Source organism: Anaerolineae bacterium (assembly GCA_016931895.1).
In the GTDB taxonomy this organism is placed as follows: domain Bacteria; phylum Chloroflexota; class Anaerolineae; order 4572-78; family J111; genus JAFGNV01.
Genome location: JAFGDY010000115.1, coordinates 15,381 through 35,653, shown reverse-complemented (window position 1 = coordinate 35,653; position 20,273 = coordinate 15,381). Strand labels below are relative to the sequence as shown.

Here is a 20,273-nt window from a genome sequence, read left to right as displayed (position 1 = left end):
TGCCCCGATTGTTATAGGCGGCGGCGTCTTCCGGGTTCAACTCGATCGCCCGGGTGTAATCGGCCAGGGCCTTATCGTACTGTTTCAAGGATTGATGGGCCAGTCCGGTGGCAAAATAATGCAAGGCAATACGTGGCAGCGTTTCTGCAAATGTATACCGTTCGGCTTCGTCCCGAATTTCAAAAACATTCAACAGGGCAGCCCAATCTTCCCTCGCCCCGGCCCAATAAATCAGGGTTTCCAGCAGCCCGGTGGCTTCGGTCTGGTTTCCGGCCAGGATATGGCAATACAATCCTTCCAACACCACCATTTTATCTTCGGCGGCGGCATATACCGACGCGGCCAGGGTTGCGCCAGCGCGCAACGCATCGGACTGGTTGGCCATATACCGGGTCAGCAGGCCAGTGCGGGTAAGATCGTGGTAAGCCAGGCCGTGGGGCAGGTGTTCTATAAAGGGCAGGCCGGCCAACAGGTTATAAACATCGGCGGCAGGAAGCTCACTCTCGGCGGGCAGCAGTGCGGCCAGCACCTCGGTATTAAACCAGTGCAAAATTACGGCCCGGCGGGCGGCGGTGGCCACCGCCGGAGGCAGGTCGGCCAGGGCAAATTCGGCCACCAGGGCGGCTTTTTCGGCAGGGTCGGTGGTCGCGGCCAGGGCGGTTAGAATATCATCATTCATGGGCCGCACCTGCTTGGCTAAATTTAGGCAATACAAAATCTACAAAAAAGCCCGGTTTGTAATCAAATACCAAAGCAAAATCTCTAATGGATTGTTCGGTGATGGTCAAGTTGAGTTGTTGGCAGAAAACAATATAGGCTGTTTCATCCCGGACCGGAACCAGCTCGTAAGAGTGGCAGCAGGCCGCGTAACTGCCGGCGGCATCCGGGATAGCGCGCCCGGCCAGCACCACGCGCACGTGTTGCAGCGGCGTCAGGCTCACCAATAGCTCATTCATCAGCCAATGCTGAATGGCAGGGTCGCTTTGCTCCAGAGCATCAAACATCAACAACACCGGATCAGGAGCTAAGGTTTGCAAATCGGCTATAAACTTGGTAGTCAAAAGGCGCTCTACGCGGCGGGGGTCGGTATCCTGCTCGCCAGCACGGATGCTGATGCTGGATAGCAGGGCTTGCAACCCTTTAACCTCTACCCTGGGTTGGTTAAGCCAATTTTCATAGGCGGCATAATAGCTGGGGAACCGGGTTTCGCCGCCAAGTTGGGCGCAGCTTTGGTGTAAAATATCCGGTGCAGTGATGCCGCCGCGCAAATCTACCACAGCCCAAGCGGCCTGGTAGCTTTGTCGGGCTAACAGCGGGAACACCTTGGTCAGCAAGTGGCTTTTGCCCATTTTGCCTTCGCCCAACAGTCGCAGCACCCAGTGGGTGGATTGGGGGTGCATGATTTGGTGAAACAGGTCAACGGCCGGTTCGCGGTTAATGGTGGGGTGGGTCATCGTTACTCCAGGTATCAATATCAAGTTTTGAGCCAATCAGCAAAATATCGCTCAGGTTGATGCCCTTGCCTCTGAGTTTGATGTAGGTCAAGAGCGCCCGCAGGCGGGTAATGGTGACCGGCTGGACCGGCTGTGCAGGCGAAGCAGTCGGCGCCGGCATCGTCACCGGGCCGCTGAGCCATAACCCCAGGATGCCCCCGGCCAAAGCAAACAAGCCCAAGCCCCACAGGGACTGAGTGGTAAAACCGCTGCTAAAAAACCGCTGTTCCAGCCCGGCAGAAAGCAGATTACCAGCCACATTCACGGCCATAGCCAGCATAGCCCCAATGATGATATATCCTCCCCGTTGATACAGCGAAGGCGGCGTTTGATTGTTATAAATGTTAATATCACCGCCGGCATTATACTGGGTTTCAACCTGCTGCCCGCGCTGGTCAATGGTATTAATATTAACCTCGGCCTTACCGCCGTGACTGGCTTGAGCAATGTAACTACCGTGCGCTACCTGAGTATTGGCTACATCGCCGCTGGCAATAATGCTGTCTTCAACATCACCCATGGAAATGCCGCAGGTATCCGGCTGGGCCTCGCTGCGGTCGTGGACGTTTATCAGCAGTGGGCGCATGGCTTCGCGCCAGTCAGCCTCGCTGATCTCACCGGTGATGACTTGCCGGGTCAGATCAATGGCTTGTTGGTGATCGGTGATTTGGTTAAGTAGGTCCAGGGGTGCATTGTCCGCAAATTTGGCTTCGCGTTCTTGGAGGATACTGAGGTTTTTATTGAGTTTTTGGAGTGTGGCCTTTGGATCGGTCATTGGTCAAAAAGCCTTTTTTAGGATATGACCCCCCAAAGTATTTTAGCACAGTTTTGGTTGTAGTGCATCAATTACAAGATTGTTTTGAGGTGAGTGCCACGCTGCTTAGCTATAAGGCCGATATAGCCATTACTCAAATTAGTAAGCTGTTGGATTATGCTTCGGTGGCCTCCCAAAATAACGGTTAGGGTTTTTGTTCCGTTTTAGAACTGCTGTGCTATAATAAAAAAACCTCACGCCGCGTGACCGGCTGAGGCATGGGTCAACCTGAAAACGGCAGGCTGACAGTAACAGCTTACTGTGTTTAGCCACCGCCGTCAAGTTGGAAAGGTGGTTTTTTTATGGATTTGGAAAAGTTAGTAAAAGATATTATTAAAATTCAGAACGAAGAACGATATTTCTGCCTGCCAAGTATCCAATTTTGGCTTAATACAGAGTTAAAATTCTTTTCTCAATGGCTGGCCGAAAAAACCAGTAATGCCTCTGCAAAACAATTTCCTACCGAAAAAGGACATATTGGTCTTCAAAAGGCCAGACTCGAGCAAATGGTTTCTGGCAAAAACGTGATACAATTGGATGGGTTCTATATCACGCTGAGTAAACGAGATTCTGATACTGAATATGCCCAGCCTATCGGATCCGTCATTGAATTTGTTATTTCGATGCCTTCCCCCACCAGATTGGAGGTAACAGCAAAATGCAGGCAAGCGGTTTGTTTGGGGTACTTTGTTGAAATGTTGGCTTGGATTGAGCAAGCTTATCCGGAATCAAGGGGAGTTGTAGAGCAGTTTTTTACCAAATTATCCGAAATAAAGGGTGTTGAAATCCGGCAGACGCAGGGCCTTGCTCCCACGCTAGAGCCAAAATGGAAAGGTTGGGTCAACCCGGATATCCATACTCAAGAGAGAAATCCTTCATTTATCTACCGAGTGACACTCAAAGCTAACCTGCACGATGTAATCCAGTTGGTGAATCTATGGAATAAGAAATATGCTCTTCATTTGAAGATCGCTGAAGAAATTGATAGGGGATGCGCGTGGGAAATTGATAATGTCCTCATTGAAGTCTGGCGTGTAATTGATGAAAAAACACAAATTGAACTAAACCGATATAAAAAAACAACCCCAACACTTGAGGCTATCACCAGTTGGAGAAAGATAATCTCTTTGTTTGCTGAAATAGGTTTGATAGAGCTTGGTTCAGTGCAATCTCTAAGTGATTCTCAAGTAGCACAAGAAATGGTTATAGATGAATTTGTCACTTACCCATTGTTAAAGGAATGGGTTGAAAATCCTATATCCGAAACCGAATATAAAACGGAATTACGAAATAGAGAACCGGGAATCACTGAGGGGGAACTAAATGAAAGATGGCGGGCTTGGTGTCAACTTATTGACCAGTTTAGAAAAAAGGTGAATGAACGAGACGAATTGGGCAGAATAACATCTGATGAGGCGGCATTACAATTTGCTGCCAAGTTCGAAGATACCGAACAAATAGAGCAGAAAGCATTTTTACCTATAAAACAAGCAACCATCCAGAAGTGGAAAAAGGCTTATAGTATAGTCATTGAAACCAGAACAGAATACCAAAACAGTTACGAAAATCTCGAAACGGAAACCCCGATTCCTAAAATCAGTGACCTCCTTGATGCTCTAAAAGCCCAAGGAATCCAGTACAGTGACAGACAACTTAGAGAGATTATCAAGGCTGGTGATGCCGGACAACTAAAATAATCCGAAAAATTTGGAAATTTCCGAAATTTCCATTTTTTCCAACTCCATTTGATACAATGGTGTCAATGTTGTAATTGATTAACATTGACACCATTTTTATTTTCGGAGGCTTTCGTTATGAAGAAAACAGAACGTTTTGGATTGGTACTAAGCCCGGCTGAAAAAGAGGCTGCTGCGAAATTGGCCGAGGGGGAATCATTGGCGGCCTATATTCGGCGCTTGATTCGCAACGCTGCTAAGCAGGCCGGGGTATGGCCGCCCACTATCGGCCACGACCAAAAGGCTGGGAAGGGCCACCAATGCAAAAAGTAAACGCCCAAGAAATAATGGCTAACTTTTGGGGAACATTTTACGCAGCCTTGCACAGCGAGGCTGAAAAAATTCGCCAAATGCAAACCGCGCCGGGTGATAGCCTGGCAGCCCACCCCGACGCGGTCCATACCGAATCAACCGAAATTGACCGGCACAATGATTTTACGTCACCGCCGGTTCTAGGGCAAACCGGGAGAAGTGATGGATAAAAGAAACATACCAACCTGCAAGGTAGGCATTGAAGCTAATGACGCGGGGCAAATCGCTGTCAATGATCAGTATCTCAGAAGCAGGCCGGAGCTTCAACCCCTTGGTGGTCTATTCACCCAGACCCCAAAAAAGATGGCAATAAGTATCAAACGGTATGGGGAGCATTTTCTAATCTGGTTTGAATTACACAAACTCAAGACCAGGCAGGTGAAACAGCAGAATGAACCTGCTGGATATAGCTCTTGACTACCATCGGCAAGGTTTGACCCCCATACCGTTTGAAACAGGCACAAAGAATAGCCCCGTTTGGGGAGGCTGGAAACAATATCAGCATATTCTCCAAACCACCAAAGAAGTTCAAAGCCTCTTCGATGGGCTGGAAAATGCCAATATCGCCTTGATCGGTGGGGTTAAGAGTCAAAATGGTTATCCTTTTTTTCTTGATTGCGATAACCGGGCAAAAGCGGAAGCCTTTAACAATCGAATAGCCGGATTGGGGATAAAGACCTGGGAGGTGCAGCGCGATAATTTTGCACCTAATGACCCTCACGGGGGAGGACAGCACTTTTATTTCTTGGCTGACAGCCCAATCAAAAGTGGGGTATGTGAATTTGGCGAAGTCAGAGGATGTGGAGCAATTGTTATTGCACCTTATTCCAGGCATCCAACCGGGGCAACTTACCTATTTAAGACAAAACCAAATTCTATTTTTAAGCTGGATGATCTTGCCACTATTCCTGAGTTACAACTTGCAGTGGCCAATGAAGCTAAATACCGAAGAGATTTACCACGTTTAGCTTGGCGATTATTGCAGGGTGATCTGGAGACAATCTCCAAATACTCGACGCGAAGTGAAGCCGAAGCCGCTCTGTGTGCATCTCTTATTCGGGCCGGGTTTGGGTTTGGTGAAATATCAGCTTTCTACATTGCTCACCCCGGTACTGGAAAGTTTAGTGAACTTTATTCTGAGAATCAAGAGAATGGGCAACGCTATTTATACCACACTTACCAAAATGTCCGAGAATATCTCAAGGCCAATGCAAATGAGGCTGAAGCAATGGCTCAAAAGTTAAGGGGTTGGGCGATGTCTCACCCCTGGCCGGGTAGAACTGGGGCAACAGACAAAGCGGTATATCTGGCTCATTTAAGTATTGTTTCAAAATGTGGTAAGTTGTCTTATGCCGCAAGTATAAGAGAGTTAGCAGAATTAGCAGGGATTTCTTGGAAAACAGCCACTAATGCTAATCATCGTCTTGCTAAAGCTGGTCTGCTAGACCTGGAAAAACCCGCGACTGCCTCACTGTCCAATGTATGGTCAATTGTTGATATTGTGTCATCCTTACCCACTCAGTCAACCCAATGTGATGGAGTGTGTAACTATGACAATCTCCAACCTCAGTATGAGCATGATGCGTTTAGGTGGTCTGGTTTGGGCAAAACAGGAGCAGACATTTACTACAAATTGCAGGAACTGACGGAAGCATCAGTCAACGATCTTGTGATCGCCACAGGCCGTGGAAGAAAAACAGTCTACCGCAAGCTAGATTTGATGGATCGGTCCTATATGGCTGAAAAGATCGGAGGGGGATTGTGGAAGAAGCTAGAAGTGAATCTGGATGCTGTTGCCGAAATGCTAGGAACATCAGGAAAGGGCGAACTGGAAAGGCAAAAACATATTCAAGAGCGGCGATGGCATAAGTTGGTGTTGAAGAGGGGTGAAAACTCGTAAGCGCATATTTGCATACCCATAAACTGTATAAATGAGAATCTTCACGAAGGGATGACTATAAAAAATAGGAATGAGTACCAAACCTATACCGACCGATGTCATCCATACAAGCTCTAACCCTAGCGATTCTGTTGTGTGAGTTTGAGTTAGGCTATCCTCAGGTTGATCCGCCACCGCCTCAGTGGATGAATGACCTTAAACAGACGATTCAGACTTTATGCCAAATGAAAACAACCCTGAAGCGGGGGTAGTGAGGTGACCTAGCACAAATGGGGTGGGAAGAAAGAAATAATAGACGATATTACTATTGCAAACACTGGCAAAACGGAACCTGTGTTTCTAAATATATGGGCAGTGGATCTTTGGCTGAGGTGATTGATAACCTCACCCAGCTTGAGCGTGAGAGACAACAGCTTGAGCGTGAGAAATGGCAACAAGAGAAAGCGGAAATCAAGGCTATTGAACGCCAGATTGATGTGAATTATCTACCAAAATACGGATAGTCACTCACGCAGGCCCTGCTCGCCACAGGACACCACAGGCATAAAGGCCAATGGAGAAGAAAACGAATGAGCAGAAAACATAAAAGCAAGAGGGAACAACTAAGAAGTGAAGTTAATGAATATCTGATGGCACTGCAAGAGGGTCGGGGAACTGATGAGGATATTGAAAGATTTAGAGATTCTATTAAAGAAATTCCGGCCCTACTTAATATGTTTGATATGGTGAAGATCACTAGAGAAGCAGTGGTGAAGAAGCTGTCTGGAGACAACCAAGCCCTTAAACTTGCTACTCTGGAAATAATGAAAAACACAAAGGCTGCGTTGGGCTATGACAATAGTTCACAACTTGAAAGGCTTTTGATTGAACAGATTATATTGTGCCATATACGTTTATACTGGGTTGAGGCTCTGTTTACTCAAAATTCGGATCAAGCTACTATGGCACAAGTACAACATTGGGAAAAACGCTTGAGCGTGAGTCAACTTCGTTATTTTCGGGCAATTGAAACTCTGGCCCGTATCCGCTGTTTAGCTCAACGTACCCCCGCCTTGTTACAAGTCAATATCGGAGCGCAACAGGTTAACCAGGTAAAGGGTGATAGTCCACTAACGAAAGGGTAAGAGCCGGATGTCTCAACCTTGCGCCAAAAATACAATTTTGACGAAGGGGCGAGCTATAGCTTGTAGAATAAAGCCGCCGACCCATTCTCATTTTTCTTACTAAATCTACTCCTTCTGATTTTTTTGACCCAGGCGGCGGGAGTCGGAACGTTCCGACTTTGGCGGCGTTGTCGGTTAATGTATTGCCGATGCTGGAGGAGGAGGCGAGGGAACGGATGTCATTGGGGGTGGTGACAAAAAAATCGGGCAGTCAAAAAATTGACACCCCGATAGAGAAGATAGGCCGTGCCACCGAACACACCGCCTGCGTGGAGTGAACAATAGAGCCTGAAAAACAGGAAAGAACAGGGTTTGACCAGGCGAGCGCGTGGAATGAACGCATAAAGAATTTTGCTTTTGCCTCTTGACAAATATATATATCTAGTATATATTATATATATGTCTAGTAAACATATTAACTCAAGCAATAATGACGAAGGGAGTAAAAGCAAAATGGTACTACGTTCAATTTATTTTGACTCGTTTTGGTGGAAACAAGCCAAAGCCAAAGCACAAAAGAGTCACGTGCCTTTGGCGGTTGTCGTTCGGCAATTGCTCAAGGCGTGGGTTAAAGGTGATGTTACAGTTAGTATTGACGATAACGGAGATTAAACGAAAGGAGGTTATTGACCGATGGACGCCCCACCTTTGGCCCGGAGAGACGCCCACCGGCAATAGCCGACATAACACGCGAAAGGACACATATTATGTCTAAGAACATTTTATCATATTCCCCTGGAAACGACAACAGAATAACTACTCAAGCCAACCTGCTCAAGATAGCGGCGGTTACTATCGCTATCCCCCGTTATGCTGGCGCGTTTGCTTTATCGGCTGGCTTTGTAGCAGAGGGCTATCTTCACACTAGCTTGGGCATATCTGAGGTTATAGCAGGTGTAGCTATGGCCGTGCTAGAAGGTTTTGCTATCGCCTTCATTCTCAACAAATGGCGTTTGCTCAAAGCTAGCTCAATCGCCTGGTATGCTTTGCTCACTGTTACCTCACTGTTAGCTCTAAGCTTACCTCTTGTTGCTATACCGTATCTCTACTTTATGCAAAACGGTTTTGAAGCCGTAAGGGACGTTTTTCCCAATATTTGGCTACAAAATGCGTGGAATTTTACGGTAGCTTTTGTACCTATGCTGGTAGTCATTGGTGTGGGGCTGGCAGATGTCAACGAGCTAGAGCGGGAGCAAAAGCAAATTGACTTCGAGCTAGAGGCCAGCAAAAAGAGAGCAATGCTAGAAATGGAGTTGAGCAAACTTCAGCTAACCGTCGAGCAGGCCAAGACAGCCAATGAGCTGGAGATGAGGAAGCTTCGAGCGCAGTACAAGGTAGACATTAGCAACGTCGAAGCGAGGCAAGAGCAAAAAATGAGCAAGGGCTTTATCTGTGAGCATTGCGGCGAAGCCTTTGAGAAGCAACGCCAGCTTAACGGCCATTTGGCTCACTGCAAAGTTAGAGCAAACGGCCATAGCAAGGCAACAGAACTTGAACAGAGGGAGGGTGTAGGATGAGGTACTTTTGGCAGCAATATGAGCAAGCAAGAGCAACCGCCAGCAACAGAATTGTAGACTTGCCCAAGAATATGTATACCGTCTTGCCCGATCACAAACCCACGCCAGGCAGGTTACAGGTAACAGTAACCTTGCTGGCAATTGTGGGCGTCTCTGTCTTATTTGCAATGGGGGTGATGGTATGAAACATCAAAAAGATGTGGTCATAGGCGAAATCGAAAAGAGGCCCAACAGCATCAAGATTCGCTTTTTCTGGTATGTCGGGCTGTTCACTTTCCTAATAGCAGTTTTAGCAATAATAGCAGCATGGCCGGTTGTGGTTATTTTGGCAACATACCTGGCTTATGCTGTTAGTGCTATCGTTGCTATTGTTGCTATTGCCGGCGGGTTATACCTGGCTTGGCTGGCCTGGCACACTATCAGGCACAAAGTCAGGCGGGATGAGGCTATCACCCGCAAATTGGAAAATGAGTCCAGCATTATCACGCACGACCACAACCACGTAGCCTATACGTTTAGCAATGGGCAGTTGTTTCCCATTTACACCCCCCAATTGAAACAAAGCGAAATGCTACAACTGGCAAGCGGCAATGTGCAAACCCTGGACTTTTTGGAAGTAATGACCAAGCCCAGAAGGTGCTATTCTATCGTGGCCGACCAACAGACCGGCAAAACCACCTTAGCCCATTACCTGGTTGAATATTGGATGAAACAAGGCATCAAGCCCATTGTGATTGCTCAAAAGTATGATTTTGGCGAGTATGCCCACTGTGAGCAGTTTGGGCCGGACAGTGACAGCATTGTGACCGGGTTTGACCTGGTTAAGCAAGAGGCCCAAGTCAGGCAGCAGTTAGCCAAACAGATGGCCTATGGTGAAATGAACCTACAACCTGTTTTCCTTGAGGACTTCACCAGCTTTGCCAGTCTGATAGGTGGCAAGGAACTTGAGTCCTTTGTCAGCCAGGCCCTAACCGTGTTTGCAGCGCGGGGGCTGTTGCTCTATTTCATCGTACATAGCAGGGTCAAGGGTGCTTTTGGCTTGGGCAGGCAGGGGGCGAGTCTCAAAGACCAGATGACTCGTCTTGAGATTATCCCGGCCTATCATCACAATGGAGAGATTGACCACGCCGGCAAAAAAGTGGTTTGTTCCATTGGCTCAAACCTGATTGACGTACCAGTGACCGGCATACCCCACCACAGGCCAAGACTTGACTATGACTGCACCCTATCACTTTATAGTCTCCAAATGGACTTTGACCACAAACCACAGCCAAGCAGACTGGAGTCAAGCATCCTGAGACGATATGACCAGGGTCAAGGCATCAGCCAGATTGCCACCAGTGTTTTTGGGCAACAAAACGGATATAACACTAGCAAGGTCAAAGCCGTTTTGGAGAAGTTTGGCCGGGAAATTAGAGACGCCAGAGTCAGAGAGGAAATAGGACAATGAAACATCATTATGATTTTTTGCTATATGACGATAGCCGACCCTGGCGCAAGAAAATGAACCCCAAAAAGTGCGCGGCAAGGCAGCATAAAAATGATGATAAACAATGCTCAGGTAAGGCCGTAGAATTGTTAGGAGAACACCTTTTTTGTTCAGAGTGTGCATCTATGATTAGGTTTTTTAACTGGCAACGGGAAAAGGAAGGGGCGGCACAATGAACAGCAAAAACAACGCTATGGGCTGCACTATCCTGTTTTTAATAGGCTTGGGACTGTCTGTTGCCCTACTATGTATTCATACGCCAGCGATAGCGCAACCCGCCAAACCAATGCCCAGGCTAACTTAGAATACGCCAGAGGGCAAGCCCAGGCAATGATAATTGAGGCCCAAGCAGAGAGCCGGTTACATTCTGCCCAAGCTTGGGCCATTACAGCCGGGGCAATTGTTCCCTTTGTGGCCCTTGCCATTGTCGGGTTGTTGGGGCTGGCGATTGTGGCCTTGTCGGTTGTGTTGGCCGTTAGACCACGCCAGCAGGCCGTAGAGCGAATTGAGACAAGGATTTTGTATCTCCCCCCACCACAGGCCACAAGACACGAATTATGGCAGGCAATAACGGACAATCAGCCGGTCTTGATTGAGGCCGGGAAAAAGTAATCAACAGGCCGCCGGTCATTGGCTCGCCTATCCAAGAATGGAGAAAGAATGATGACAACGCAACCAGAATCCAAAACGCAAGATTTAGCTTTTGTGGTACAAGAGAGGGCAATTATCTATTGTCGTGTCTCCACTGATGAGCAAGCCGAAAGCGGGACAAGCTTGGACAATCAAGAGGAAAAATGTTTGGCCTACGCCGAAATCAACCACATAAAGGTTGTGGGGGTCTTCAAAGAGGACTACACCGGCAAGGTATTAGACAGGCCGGAACTCAACAAAGTCCGTGAAGCGTTACGCAACGGGCAGGCCGACAACCTGATTGTCTATAAACCGAATCGGTTAGATAGGTCAGAATGGGGAATTAACCTTTTGCTTTTGATGCAAGAACTAAAGTCGCTTGGGGTTGAACTGCATTATAGCCAAGATAGCCGAAAAGTTGACCTATTCAATCCGATGGAAGCCTTTATGTATGGCTCGTTTGCCGGTTGGCAGGCTGGCGAGGATCACCGGGAAACAGTCAGGAAACTTTACGAGGGAAGATTGGCAAGAGCTAAAGCCGGTTATGTTGTGCCACACGGCAAAACGCTTTACGGCTACAGAGCAATTAGAGGCGAAGAGAGAAAAGAAGTTGACAAACCACAAGATGAACACAGGCGCAAAAGAGAGGATAAATTATGGTTTTTTGAGATTGTCGAAGTTGAGGCCAAAATCGTGCGCCTGATTTTTCACTGGTTTGTGATTGGCGACGAGCCGGGCAACCCGCTTGGGGGATTAAGAATCGCAGAAAAGCTAAATGAGATGGGAGTCAAATCCCCCAAAGGTGGGAAGTGGCGCAGACAAACGATATACCACATTCTGACCAATGAAACTTACGCCGGGGTGTGGCATTATGGGAGACGCGGCAAAGACAGAAGCAAACCAAGCAGCGAATCTATACCTATCCCTGTTCCGGCAATTATCAGCCGGGAAATGTGGGAACTGGCCCAAGCGCAAGTACAGGAAAACAAACGATATGCAAAGCGAAACCGCAAGCCGGGAAGATACCTGTTAGCTGGTCGGGTGACGTGCGGCGAGTGTGGGTACAAAATGCGCGGGCTTACCAAGACTGGCGAAAGGACTTATAAATACTATGCCTGCAACAATAGGCCATCTGAAAAAGGAAGATATTGTGATTGTCACAATCCACTTTTTCGTAGTGAGGTAGTTGACCTAAAGGTATGGCAATGGGTTGAGAAAATAGCCAGGGATAAAGATAGGCTACTGGAAGGTTTGCAAGGTTACAATTCCCGGCAAGAAGGCAAAGTAGAATCAATCCGCCGTGATCTAGCTTTGGTTGAAAACTTGATGAAAGACAAAGGTCAAGAACTAGATGAAGAATTGGACAATCTGAATGTGTTGACCAGTCGGAGGGCCAAAGCCAAAAAAGCCGCAGAGATTGAACAGATAGAGGCGGTTTTAGATGAACTGGAAAGCCGCAAGGCCAAGCTACTAGCACAACTTGAAGCCAAAACGGTTACAGAGGAACAGATAACCAATATCACTACTTTTATGGCACAAGTGGCCCAAGACCTGGAAACCTTGCGGGAAGCGGAAGCACAAGGCGAAGACTTGCCAGAGCTAAAGATAGCCGTTCATGAGGCCAAGCGGCGGCTGTTGGCTATGTTAGACGTACAAGTAACTCTGTTTGTCGAAGATGATAAGCGCAAGGCCAGAGTAACCGCTAAGGTTTGCCCGGACGGTGTTATTTTGTCGGTACAGTACAAACATACAAATATTTTTGCACAGGCCGGGTTGTTTTTGAGGGCAATAATTGCTGCTCAACTTCAAGCAAATAACGCCGGCAGAGTATCTGCTCAAACTCCGATTTGTCAAACAGCCGATAGGGTAAATCCGGGGGAATGCCCAGGGCGCGATGGCTTTGCCGTTCGGTTAAATCCAAGCTGGCCGCATCGGCCCCGGGCCGGTGGAATTCCTCGATAATGATGAGTTTTTGCCGGGTCACCCGGGTCGCCTCATCCAATACGCGCTCCGGGTTTTCGCAGTGGTGTATCACGTAAAAAAGCAACGATACATCAAATTGATTTTCTACAAAGGGCAGGGTCTGCCCATCATAAACCCGAAGGGGCACCCTAACTTCTGGCAACCGCAAATCACGAATATCCACACCGGTACAAGTTAAATGGGGATTTTGTTGCATTACGTGGCGCAGGGCCAGGCCCGTGCCGACCCCAATATCCAACAACGAGGCCGCTGGCCCCAGGTGGGCTTGATAGCGCCGGTGGTAGTCGCCAATCTCCTGCAAAGCCCGCGCAAATAAAGGGTTAAGGGGCATCCTGTGGATAACGTTTTCTATCTGGCGAATATGGGCGTGATCCGTTTCATCAATTTTTTGTACTAACTCGGCCACGGTAATTTCGCCAAATAATTTATGCACTGCCCGGCGTTGCCAGGCCGCAGCCGGGACTTTTTGTAGCGCCGTCACCGTTTCTTGGCGATAACGGGCGTATGTTTCAAAAGCATACTCACCGTTGGCCGTAGACGTATTTGGGCTTAAGTCGCCAACAGACCACACCGGCTGCCTCTGATAATCAAGCCCAGGCACATCGGCCCGAGCGTGCCATTTTTCCACGTCACGGAGATGGCAGAGAATCTCACTCAAACATTGGCCCTCACCCGTCCGCCAAATCAATTGTTCGGGAGAAGCATCTTTAACCAGATACTGGATGATCTCAAAATTGCGCTGTAATTCTTGGCACATAAACCTGATACTGATAGTCCACCGCACTTAACTTGGTTAAGAACTACCCAAATTTTACTCCCGTAAAAAAAAAACGTCAACCGCTACTATTGGGGGTTTAGAATAACTAAGAATTTACGGCCAGTTGCGTCTTTTCCCTTTTGTGCTAAAATTCGCCGTTAACGCTTGAAATCACACAGGGGTGGTTGCGCCAGTAGCCTCCCCTAATTTTTTACCGACGAGAAAAAACATTATGTACAGAACTCATACTTGCGGCCAACTCCGCGCCGAACACGAAGGGCAAAACGTAATCCTCTCCGGCTGGGTCCATCGCCGCCGGGATCACGGCGGTTTGATTTTTATTGACCTGCGCGACTGCTGGGGCCTGACCCAGGTTGTTTTTGACCCCACCACCAGCCTTGAAATGCACAACTCGGCCCACGCCCTGCGTAACGAATACGTTATCCAGGTTGAAGGCCGGGTGCGCCACCGCCCGGAGGGTCAAGAGAATCCCAAACTGGATACGGGCCAGATTGAGGTTGAAGGCGAAAAACTAAAAATCCTCAACCAGGCCAATACCCCGCCCTTTGACATCAACAAAGAATTGCCGGTGGATGAAAAAATCCGGCTGCGCTACCGTTATCTTGACCTGCGCCGCGAGCGTTTGCAGCGTAACATCCTTTTGCGCCACAACGTTATCCGCCATATCCGCAACTTTTTGGCGGCTGAAGATTTTGTGGAAATAGAAACACCCATCCTGTTCAAAACCACGCCGGAAGGCGCGCGCGATTACCTGGTGCCCAGCCGGGTGCACCCCGGCAAATTTTACGCCCTGCCGCAAAGCCCGCAGCAACTCAAACAACTGATCATGGTGGCCGGGTTTGACCGCTACTTCCAGATTGCCCGCTGTTTCCGCGATGAAGACCAGCGCGGCGACCGCCAGCCTGAATTTACCCAGCTTGACCTGGAAATGAGTTTTGTGGACCGGGAAGACGTGATGGACGTAATTGAACGCCTGATGATCAGCGTGGTGGAAAATACCACCACCCTGCCCCTGCTGGCCAAGCCCTTCCCACGTTTGACTTATCAAGAAGCAATGGCTCGTTTTGGCCGGGATAACCCCGATATCCGCTTTGGGCTGGAATTGGCCGACTTCAGCCCCATTGTAGCCCACAGTGGCTTTAAGGTGTTCAGCAGCGTGGTGGCTGCCGGCGGGCTGGTCAAAGGCTTTAACGCCAAAGGGCTGGGGCACTACAGCCGTAAGGATTTGGACGATCTGGCTGAGTTTGTTAAAGAATTTGGAGCCAAGGGGCTGGCCTGGCTGGTTGTGGACAAGGGCGACGACGATAAGCCTACGGCAGGCCGCTCCTCCTTTGCCAAATTCCTGGCCCCTGCTGAAGTGTCGGCCATTATTGATCAACTTCACGGCCAACCGGGCGACCTGCTGCTCTTTGTGGCCGACACCTTTGCCATTGCCAACGAATCGTTGGGCCGCCTACGCCTGGAAATTGGCGACCGCTTGGGTCTGCGTAATGACAACGTATTGGCCTTTTGTTGGATAATTGATTTTCCATTTTTAATGTGGAACGAAGAAGAAAATCGTTGGGACCCCAGCCATCACCTTTTCACCGCCCCCATGGATCAAGATATCCCCCTGCTTGATACCAACCCCGGCAAAGCGCGCGGCAAACAGTACGACCTGGTGCTTAACGGCAACGAAGTGGCCGGGGGCAGCATCCGAATTCACCAGCGCGATTTGCAGGAGAAGGTGTTTGGCCTGATTGGCCTGGATATAGAAAAGGCCAAAGAACAATTTGGCCACATGCTGGAAGCCTTTGAATTCGGCACGCCGCCGCACGGCGGCATTGCTTCGGGACTGGATCGCCTGGTGATGGTGCTGGCCAACGAGCCAAACATCCGCGAGATTATTGCGTTTCCCAAAAGCCAGGCCGCTCTTGACTTAATGGCCGGCACGCCCACCGAAGTGACCGAACAGCAATTGCGAGAGCTGCACATTAAACTGAGGTAATGAGCAAAATATGCGTGTTTTAATCACCGGCGGCGCGGGCTTTCTCGGCTCCCATCTCTGCGATCGTTTTCTGGCCGAAGGCCACAGCGTCATTGCCATGGACAATCTTATCACGGGCAAAACGGCCAACATCGAACACCTGGCCGGGCGGGATGATTTTCTTTTTATCAAACAGGATGTGACCAACTACATTTACGTTGAAGGGCCGCTGGATGCTATCTTACATTTTGCTTCGCCGGCCAGCCCCATTGATTACCTGGAATATCCCATTCCCACCCTTAAAGTTGGCGCTCTGGGCACGCACAAAGCCCTGGGACTGGCCAAAGAGAAACAGGCCCGTTTTTTACTGGCCTCCACCTCCGAAATCTATGGCGACCCCCTGGTCCACCCCCAGCCGGAAGACTACTGGGGCAACGTTAATCCCATTGGTCCGCGCGGCGTTTACGACGAGGCCAAACGGTTTGCCGAGGCCATGACCATGGCCTACCACCGCTATCATCATTTAGACACCCGCATTGTGCGTATCTTCAACACGTATGGCCCCCGCATGCGCCTGCGCGACGGGCGGGTGGTGCCCAATTTTATCAGCCAGGCCTTGAAACATGAACCGCTCACGGTTTACGGCGACGGCAGCCAAACCCGTTCTTTTTGTTACGTGGCCGACCTGGTGGAAGGCATTTACCGCCTGCTCCTCTCCAATGAAGTTGAGCCGGTCAATATTGGCAATCCTGTTGAGATGTCCATCCTGGATTTTGCCCAAAAAATAATCACGCTCACCGGCAGCCGCTCAGAAATCACCTTCATCAAACCTACCGATGAACGCATTCAGGACGATCCCAAAGTGCGCCAACCCGACATTACTAAGGCCAGGCGCATTTTGAACTGGGAGCCACAAGTTTCTTTGGAGGAGGGATTGCGCCAAACCATATCCTTCTTTCAACATGCTTTATCATGACCATTGCGCCAACGTTTCATAAATTCTTAACCCTCACCCTGCCGCTATTAAATGTGTCGCCCAAATTAAAGCGACCGCTTTTTTTCACCAGCGTGGTTTTGCTGGGGGCGGCCATGGCCTGGCTGCCCGTAAAGATAACGGCCTTATTGCTGGGTGGCGCCATCTTCGGGTTGCTATTACTGCGCCGACCGATCTTGAGCCTATACCTGCTCATTCCCCTCATCCCTTTTAGCTCCCTGTTGGCCGTATCCCTGGGCAGTTTTAAGGTTGGCCTTATGGAAGTTGTTTTGGCGGCGGGGGTGACGGCCTGGCTGCTCCAACTCTCAACCCGTCATAACTATTTGGATGGTCCCTCCAAAAATAACCCCGGTCAGGGCGAACGGCCATTCGTCCCTATCCTGCTGTGGCCTTTTTTAGTGTTTCTGGGTTGCGCCAGCCTGTCGTGGCTCAACACTCTCTCCATTGGGGCCAGCCTGGTTGAAACCGGCAAGTGTGTGGAGATGGCGGTCCTCTATCTTTTGGTAACAGCCCTGCTGCCGCCTCAACACCTCAAGTGGGTTGTGCTTACCGTTTTGTTGACCGGCATGGCCCAGGCGGCTTTGGGACTTTACCAATTCATCTTTAAGATAGGGCCGGAGGGATTTCTGCTTTTTGGCGGGCGTTTTTTGCGCGCCTACGGCACTTTTGCCCAACCCAATCCGTATGCCGGATATCTGGGCTTGATCTTGCCCCTGGCTCTGGCGGTGGCCGGATGGGGGACTTTTGAATTAGGGTTTGCTTTCCGGCGCGGAAAGCGTCATGCTGAATCGGAAGATGCCCCATCAAACCGGCCAAGATTCCGCGTACCGTTGCCCGCCGTTAAAAAGAACCTGATGTTCAAACTTTTTGTCCTGGCCTCACTCTGGCTTCCGCCGGGGTTGATGTTGGTCGCGCTTTTGGCTTCCCAATCCCGGGCCGCCTGGCTGGGTTTGGCCGTGGCGGCGCCGGTCAGCCTCATTGCTCTAAGCAAACGGCCGGGCCTGGTTTTGGCCCTGTTAGGGTTAACCGGGGCGGGCATATTTTTGGTCACTTCTTTTGAACCGGGCGTTCTGCAAAGCGCGTCAGGCCGGCCCGGCCTGCCCTACGGGGCGGTCACCCAACGCCTGGCCGATGCCCTTGAAATTGTCACCATTGCCGATATTACCACCCTGGAAGTCACCGACGCCAATTTTGCCACCGTCGAACGGTTGGCCCACTGGCAAGCGGCCCGCGAAATGTGGCGAGACAATCCCTGGCTGGGGGTCGGTTTTGGCAATTATGCGGTAGTGTACCCGGCTTACGCGGTAGGGCGCTGGCTGAACCCGTTGGGACACGCGCATAACTACCTGCTCAACCTTGGCGCCGAGGCCGGGCTGGCGGGTATATTGGGCTACCTGATTTTTTGGATAGCCGCTTTTGCGGTAACATGGCAAGCCGTTCGATCCGGTTCCGGCTTTTGCCGGGCGGTGGCCGCCGGCGGATTGGGCATTTTGGCCCATTTACACCTGCATAACTTGTTCGATAACTTATACGTGCAGGGCATGTACCTGCACGTCGCCATCATCCTGGCCTTGCTCTCGGTTATATACACATGCTCAAAAAAGGAAATTTTTTGTCAATGCTAGAAACCATTACCACCCTCCATCAAACCCATCCCAAAGAATTCTCCCGGTTCATCAAATTTGCCATTGTTGGCGCGGTGGGCGCGGTGATTGATTTTACCCTGCTCAACTTAAGCCTGTACGTTATTGAGCATGAATTGGGCTGGAATCTGTGGCCGTCAATCAACGGCAATCTTTTGTTGGCCAACACCATCTCGGTAAGCGCGGCCATCCTCAGCAACTTCACCTGGAACCGGCTGTGGACTTTTCCCGAATCGCGCGCCCGCAAAAAGCGCAAACAGTTGCCCCAATTTGCCCTGATCAACATCATCGGCCTGATTATCAACAACGTTATCGTGGTTGGCCTTGACGCGCTCCTGGTGGGCTATATCGGCGAACCCTGGAGTTACAACCTGGCCAAAGCCATTGCCATTGTGATTGTTTTGTTTTGGAATTTTGGGGCAAACCGGATTTGGACGTACCGGGGATTGTAGAATTTATTTGATCCGGCGACAAGGCAGGTTCAACATTGAACATTTCTATTGATTACACCGCCGCCCTCAAACAAAGCGGCGGCATTGGCCGTTACGCGCGGGGTTTGATCACCACCCTGGCCCAATTGGATCAACAAAACCGCTACACGCTCCTGGCCGCCGCCGACGCGCCCCGCGCCGGCCTGCAAGTTTTCCAGTCGTATCCAAATTTTAATCACAAAATCTACCCGCTGCCGGAACGCTGGCTGACCATTGGCTGGCATCGTTTATACCTGCCGGTTCCGGTGGAATGGTTGGCCGGGGCAATGGACCTGTTTCACTCGCCTAATTTCATCCTGCCCCCGGTTGGCCGGGCCAAAACGCTGCTCACCGTCCACGATCTTTCCTTTATTCGCCATCCCCAGGGCGCGGTGGACAGCCTGCGCCGGTGGCTCAACCGGGTGGTGCCCCGCAGCCTGGCCCGCGCCGATCACGTGCTGGCCGATTCTCTCAGCACCAAAGACGATTTGATTGAAATCTTCAACGTCCCCGCCCAAAAAATCACCGTTGTTGGCGCGGGCGTTAAAGAGCGATTCCAGCCCATCACCGACCCCGCCGCCCTGGACGCCGTTCGCCGCCGCTACCGCCTGCCCCCGCAAAAGTTCATTTTGGGGCTGGGCGCGTTACAACCCCGCAAAAACTTTACCGGCCTGATCAGGGCTTTTTCCCAATCGCGGGTGAGGGAGACCCACCACCTGGTCATCGGGGGGGGCAAGGGCTGGCTTTACCACGACATTTTCAAAGCCGCCGAAACTTCGCCGGTGGCCAACCGGATCCACCTGATCGGCTTTGTGGCCGACGACGACCTGCCCGCGCTCTACAGCCTGGCCGACATTTTTGCCTTCCCCTCCCATTACGAAGGTTTTGGCATCCCCGTGATCGAGGCCATGGCCTGCGGCACGCCGGTGGTGTGCGCCAATAACTCCTGCCTGCCCGAAGTGGCCGGCCCATCCGCCTTGCAAATCACGGCCACAGACCTGCCCGCCCTGGCTGAGGCGTTGCAGGTGCTGGCCACAGATTCGGCCCAACGCCGGCAAGCCATAGAAAAAGGCTTTGTTCAGGCCCAAAAATTCACCTGGCCTGCCGCCGCCAAACGTTTACTGGATGTTTACCAATCACTTCTCCGACGTTCCATCTAGCCAAGTTTCTCTCTGGCCCAATTTATGCTATACTTGACTACAACGACGAAGGGCCAACGACGAACGACGAAGGACGAACGACGAAGGACGAAGGACAAAGGACGAACGACGAACGACGAAATTGACCATTCATTGGTCGGCGGTCGTTGGTCATTGGTCGTTGGTCATTGGTCATTGGTCGTTGGTCGTTGGTGGCCTGAATAGCAACAATATTTATTAACAGCA

19 protein-coding genes are annotated in these 20,273 nt (G+C 50.2%); 16 read left to right on the top strand and 3 right to left on the bottom strand.

Annotated features, from left to right (window positions below):
• From JW953_09025 to JW953_09015, 3 genes are all read right to left on the bottom strand, one after another.
• Positions 1-679, bottom strand: a 679-nt coding sequence (locus JW953_09025; GenBank protein ID MBN1992836.1) for a tetratricopeptide repeat protein, incomplete at its 3' end; no start/stop codon positions are given.
• Positions 672-1,454 carry an ATP-binding protein gene (locus JW953_09020; GenBank protein MBN1992835.1) on the bottom strand — a complete coding sequence of 261 codons (783 nt, stop codon included), beginning with the start codon at positions 1,452-1,454 and terminating at the stop codon, positions 672-674. The genes JW953_09025 and JW953_09020, both read right to left, overlap by 8 nt.
• Positions 1,435-2,268: a hypothetical protein gene (locus JW953_09015; GenBank protein MBN1992834.1), complete on the bottom strand. Its 834-nt coding sequence runs from the start codon at positions 2,266-2,268 to the stop codon at positions 1,435-1,437. The genes JW953_09020 and JW953_09015 overlap by 20 nt, the downstream gene beginning before the upstream one ends.
• A 341-nt stretch (positions 2,269-2,609) precedes the next feature.
• Here JW953_09015 and JW953_09010 point away from each other — a divergent pair, with 341 nt between their 5' ends.
• From JW953_09010 to JW953_08935, 16 genes are all read left to right on the top strand, one after another.
• Complete coding sequence (locus JW953_09010) at positions 2,610-4,004, top strand: hypothetical protein (protein MBN1992833.1); 1,395 nt, start codon at positions 2,610-2,612, stop codon at positions 4,002-4,004.
• 117 nt (positions 4,005-4,121) lie between these two features.
• Positions 4,122-4,316 (top strand): hypothetical protein, encoded by a 195-nt coding sequence (locus tag JW953_09005; protein MBN1992832.1) that lies wholly within the window; start codon positions 4,122-4,124, stop codon positions 4,314-4,316.
• Positions 4,304-4,525 (top strand): hypothetical protein, encoded by a 222-nt coding sequence (locus JW953_09000; protein MBN1992831.1) that lies wholly within the window; start codon positions 4,304-4,306, stop codon positions 4,523-4,525. The genes JW953_09005 and JW953_09000 overlap by 13 nt, the downstream gene beginning before the upstream one ends.
• A 221-nt stretch (positions 4,526-4,746) precedes the next feature.
• Positions 4,747-6,255, top strand: a complete 1,509-nt coding sequence (locus JW953_08995; protein ID MBN1992830.1) for a bifunctional DNA primase/polymerase — start codon at positions 4,747-4,749, stop codon at positions 6,253-6,255.
• Between the two features lie 269 nt (positions 6,256-6,524).
• Entirely contained in the window at positions 6,525-6,758 is a 234-nt protein-coding gene (locus JW953_08990) for a hypothetical protein (GenBank protein ID MBN1992829.1), read from the top strand.
• A gap of 66 nt (positions 6,759-6,824) precedes the next feature.
• Positions 6,825-7,379 (top strand): hypothetical protein, encoded by a 555-nt coding sequence (locus JW953_08985; GenBank protein ID MBN1992828.1) that lies wholly within the window; start codon positions 6,825-6,827, stop codon positions 7,377-7,379.
• Between the two features lie 746 nt (positions 7,380-8,125).
• On the top strand, positions 8,126-8,935 hold the full coding sequence (locus tag JW953_08980; protein MBN1992827.1) for a hypothetical protein: 810 nt from the start codon (positions 8,126-8,128) through the stop codon (positions 8,933-8,935).
• 181 nt (positions 8,936-9,116) lie between these two features.
• The gene (locus JW953_08975; GenBank protein ID MBN1992826.1) at positions 9,117-10,385 is read left to right on the top strand and encodes a hypothetical protein; all 1,269 of its coding nucleotides are present in this window, start codon (positions 9,117-9,119) and stop codon (positions 10,383-10,385) included.
• Positions 10,382-10,600, top strand: coding sequence for a hypothetical protein (locus tag JW953_08970; GenBank protein MBN1992825.1), 219 nt, complete (start codon positions 10,382-10,384; stop codon positions 10,598-10,600). The genes JW953_08975 and JW953_08970 overlap by 4 nt, the downstream gene beginning before the upstream one ends.
• Positions 10,601-10,670: 70 nt before the next feature.
• The gene (locus tag JW953_08965; protein MBN1992824.1) at positions 10,671-11,036 is read left to right on the top strand and encodes a hypothetical protein; all 366 of its coding nucleotides are present in this window, start codon (positions 10,671-10,673) and stop codon (positions 11,034-11,036) included.
• Positions 11,037-11,084: 48 nt separating this feature from the next.
• Complete coding sequence (locus JW953_08960) at positions 11,085-13,016, top strand: recombinase family protein (protein ID MBN1992823.1); 1,932 nt, start codon at positions 11,085-11,087, stop codon at positions 13,014-13,016.
• Between the two features lie 1,010 nt (positions 13,017-14,026).
• Positions 14,027-15,802: an aspartate--tRNA ligase gene (aspS, locus tag JW953_08955; GenBank protein ID MBN1992822.1), complete on the top strand. Its 1,776-nt coding sequence runs from the start codon at positions 14,027-14,029 to the stop codon at positions 15,800-15,802.
• A gap of 10 nt (positions 15,803-15,812) precedes the next feature.
• Positions 15,813-16,757, top strand: coding sequence for an SDR family oxidoreductase (locus JW953_08950; protein ID MBN1992821.1), 945 nt, complete (start codon positions 15,813-15,815; stop codon positions 16,755-16,757).
• Positions 16,754-18,400 carry an O-antigen ligase family protein gene (locus tag JW953_08945; protein ID MBN1992820.1) on the top strand — a complete coding sequence of 549 codons (1,647 nt, stop codon included), beginning with the start codon at positions 16,754-16,756 and terminating at the stop codon, positions 18,398-18,400. Before JW953_08950 ends, JW953_08945 begins: the two co-directional genes overlap by 4 nt.
• The gene (locus tag JW953_08940; GenBank protein ID MBN1992819.1) at positions 18,394-18,870 is read left to right on the top strand and encodes a GtrA family protein; all 477 of its coding nucleotides are present in this window, start codon (positions 18,394-18,396) and stop codon (positions 18,868-18,870) included. Before JW953_08945 ends, JW953_08940 begins: the two co-directional genes overlap by 7 nt.
• A gap of 35 nt (positions 18,871-18,905) precedes the next feature.
• Positions 18,906-20,048 (top strand): glycosyltransferase family 4 protein, encoded by a 1,143-nt coding sequence (locus JW953_08935; protein ID MBN1992818.1) that lies wholly within the window; start codon positions 18,906-18,908, stop codon positions 20,046-20,048.
• Positions 20,049-20,273: the final 225 nt, after the last annotated feature.

Bases quoted from the DNA above. Each gene is read 5' to 3' on its own strand.
- JW953_08965 (MBN1992824.1), top strand. From the start codon at position 10,671: ATGTATTCATACGCCAGCGATAGCGCAACCCGCCAAACCAATGCCCAG.
- JW953_08945 (MBN1992820.1), top strand. From the start codon at position 16,754: ATGACCATTGCGCCAACGTTTCATAAATTCTTAACCCTCACCCTGCCG.
- JW953_09000 (MBN1992831.1), top strand. From the start codon at position 4,304: ATGCAAAAAGTAAACGCCCAAGAAATAATGGCTAACTTTTGGGGAACA.
- JW953_08950 (MBN1992821.1), top strand. From the start codon at position 15,813: ATGCGTGTTTTAATCACCGGCGGCGCGGGCTTTCTCGGCTCCCATCTC.
- JW953_09010 (MBN1992833.1), top strand. From the start codon at position 2,610: ATGGATTTGGAAAAGTTAGTAAAAGATATTATTAAAATTCAGAACGAA.
- JW953_08960 (MBN1992823.1), top strand. From the start codon at position 11,085: ATGATGACAACGCAACCAGAATCCAAAACGCAAGATTTAGCTTTTGTG.
- JW953_08970 (MBN1992825.1), top strand. From the start codon at position 10,382: ATGAAACATCATTATGATTTTTTGCTATATGACGATAGCCGACCCTGG.
- JW953_08975 (MBN1992826.1), top strand. From the start codon at position 9,117: ATGAAACATCAAAAAGATGTGGTCATAGGCGAAATCGAAAAGAGGCCC.
- JW953_09020 (MBN1992835.1), bottom strand. From the start codon at position 1,454: ATGACCCACCCCACCATTAACCGCGAACCGGCCGTTGACCTGTTTCAC.
- aspS (MBN1992822.1), top strand. From the start codon at position 14,027: ATGTACAGAACTCATACTTGCGGCCAACTCCGCGCCGAACACGAAGGG.
- JW953_08940 (MBN1992819.1), top strand. From the start codon at position 18,394: ATGCTAGAAACCATTACCACCCTCCATCAAACCCATCCCAAAGAATTC.
- JW953_08985 (MBN1992828.1), top strand. From the start codon at position 6,825: ATGAGCAGAAAACATAAAAGCAAGAGGGAACAACTAAGAAGTGAAGTT.
- JW953_09015 (MBN1992834.1), bottom strand. From the start codon at position 2,268: ATGACCGATCCAAAGGCCACACTCCAAAAACTCAATAAAAACCTCAGT.
- JW953_08995 (MBN1992830.1), top strand. From the start codon at position 4,747: ATGAACCTGCTGGATATAGCTCTTGACTACCATCGGCAAGGTTTGACC.
- JW953_09005 (MBN1992832.1), top strand. From the start codon at position 4,122: ATGAAGAAAACAGAACGTTTTGGATTGGTACTAAGCCCGGCTGAAAAA.
- JW953_08990 (MBN1992829.1), top strand. From the start codon at position 6,525: ATGGGGTGGGAAGAAAGAAATAATAGACGATATTACTATTGCAAACAC.
- JW953_08980 (MBN1992827.1), top strand. From the start codon at position 8,126: ATGTCTAAGAACATTTTATCATATTCCCCTGGAAACGACAACAGAATA.